Raw genomic sequence first — 2,251 nt, 5'->3', positions numbered from 1 at the left:
ATATTTATTGATATAGTCCTTTAGTTCAAAGTAATCAGCCGCAGTTGAGTAAAATCTAAGCTTTCCTTTCTGATTTCTATAAAGGTATCCTCTATCTATCAGTGTGTTTATAAATCTATTTTGAGGAACTCCTAACTCCTTTGCAGTATCCCTAAGGCAAGTACAGTCTCCCAGGGAAATAAATCTGTCAAAGAACTCTCCTTTAGGAATAAGACCTTCTAATTCTTCTGTCCTAGCTTCTATTTGTCTTAAGGCTACAAGATAACCCCTTGCCAAAAGCTCTTGATCATTCATTTCCTCCTGTCCTGAAAAATATCCACCATGCTTTCTAATTGAAGGTAGAACTTCACTTGTTACCCAGTTTTTAAATCTTATGGCATTTTCAAGTTTACTTCCAAAGATGAGTGCATACATTCCAGACTCATTTACCACTAGCAAATTCCTACCTTGACCTGATACGGTAAAACACCGTTTCAGCTTATCTCCCTCATGAACATGGCTTGCAATAGCATCACTTGGTCTTTTGTATCCTAAAGCTTGGGCTATATCCATTCCAACAAACCATGGCTCATTATCAATTAACATTGTCCTAACCTGTCCAAACTCTGAGTTTCTAAATATTTGTATTTTATTCATTTCATTCACCCCACCTTTATCCTAAAAGTAAATCTCTAGTTTCTCTTAACTTCTTTTTTCCTAACTCAGTTCTTATGTCTTTTCCTGCAATCTTAACAGGAATACACATCTCTCTAATCCTTGAATAAATCCTCTCTTTATCAATGTCATTACTTCCATTCATAATCACACCAAGGGGAATATTCGTTGAAATAATAGTTGGTTTCTTTGATTCATATCTAGTGTTTATAATCTGATAAACCATTTCATTTACATATTCTGTATTTCTTTCAATCCCAAAATCATCGAGAATAAGAAGGGATACGCTAGATAACCTTCTGTAGTAGTCATTTTTATCAATATCAAAACCACGCTTTTCAATATCATTTATAATTTGAGGAATATTTCTCATCTTAACTCTTATTTGATATTCCTCTATAATCTTATTTGCTATACAAGCTGCTAGGTAAGTCTTTCCAGTTCCTACATTCCCATGAAATATAAGACCATTATTATCCTTTGATAGTTCTTTAAAGTTCTTAACAAAATTCTTTGCTATAATAACTTCCTGTCTATCAGGTTCTATTAGCTTATCAAAAGTGCAATTTATAAGATTTCTGCTTGTTATAAAGCACTCTTCTTTAAGCCTTCTAATATGGTCTGCCTCTTCCTTTGCCTTTCTAATGCCTTCTTCTTTTCTATCACATTTACACTGCCTAGAAAATATAATATTTTTACTTCCCAGACAATTTAGAGGATCTGAATCTATCCTCTCTCCGCATTCCCTACAGTAAACATGACCACCTTTCTCAATTGCCTTATTTACACTAAGAAAATTCTACTCCCTTAATTTTAATTGTTTTTATTTTATCTTCCATATTCTATACCTCTCTTAATTATTTAAATTCCACTCACTTTCATAGTCTGAAGGATCACCTGTATAGGCTTTTTCACTTTTAAGCTTTCCTTCTTTCTTATCCTTTAAGTACCAGCTCATAATAGTTGAGGCATGGTCTTTATATGTCTTCCCTGTACTTTGCATATAGGCTGATAATCTTTCTATATAATCATTTATGTTGGGGATCTTTTCTTCTAGTAATCTTTCTTCTTCATCAGATAAAATTACATTTAGGAAGCTTCCTTTTTTGGTTTCTTTACTAAAATCAATATAACTCTTATCAATCTTATTATTCTCTATATAGTTAGGTTGCAATTTTTGAAAGTTTAGACTTTCAGTTTTTGATATTCTTGATTTCTCAAATTTGACATTCTTGGCTTTTACTTTTTGTAAGTCTTGATTTTCATTTCTTGTAAGTTTAGAATTACCATTCCTAAAAATACTAATGAAGTTTTTAACATATATTTTAGTCGGTTTACCTTGTCCTTGTCTTTTCTTTTCTATAAGACCAATTTCTTCAAGCTCCTTAATAAGCTTTACTGCTGTCCCCATACTACAAGCTAATTGTTGGGTTGTATCTTCAACAGTAAAATAGATATATACTCTTCTACTTTCATCTATCCAGTTGTTCTTATAAGACAAAGCACTTCTTGATAAATACATTGAATAAACCCACAGGTCCACCTCGAAGCCGGGATCGTGCAGGCAGAGGTCAGCAGTCTGCTGCTCGACCACGAG

3 protein-coding genes are annotated in these 2,251 nt (G+C 33.0%); all 3 read right to left on the bottom strand.

Annotation, left to right across the window (positions count from 1 at the left end):
* A partial coding sequence (locus VK998_RS02565; protein WP_325225130.1) for a phage antirepressor occupies positions 1-636 on the bottom strand: 636 nt, incomplete at its 3' end.
* Between the two features lie 16 nt (positions 637-652).
* Entirely contained in the window at positions 653-1,429 is a 777-nt protein-coding gene (locus tag VK998_RS02560) for an ATP-binding protein (protein WP_414713544.1), read from the bottom strand.
* Between the two features lie 78 nt (positions 1,430-1,507).
* Positions 1,508-2,176, bottom strand: a complete 669-nt coding sequence (locus VK998_RS02555; RefSeq protein WP_325225129.1) for a replication initiator protein A — start codon at positions 2,174-2,176, stop codon at positions 1,508-1,510.
* Positions 2,177-2,251: the final 75 nt, after the last annotated feature.

The organism is Schnuerera sp., from assembly GCF_035459645.1.
In the GTDB taxonomy this organism is placed as follows: Bacteria; Bacillota; Clostridia; order Tissierellales; family Tepidimicrobiaceae; genus Schnuerera.
This window is presented reverse-complemented; position numbering and strand designations above follow the sequence as displayed.

What these genes read in the sequence shown, in the direction of transcription:
- VK998_RS02555 (WP_325225129.1), bottom strand. Translation starts at nt 2,176, where the DNA reads ATGTATTTATCAAGAAGTGCTTTGTCTTATAAGAACAACTGGATAGAT.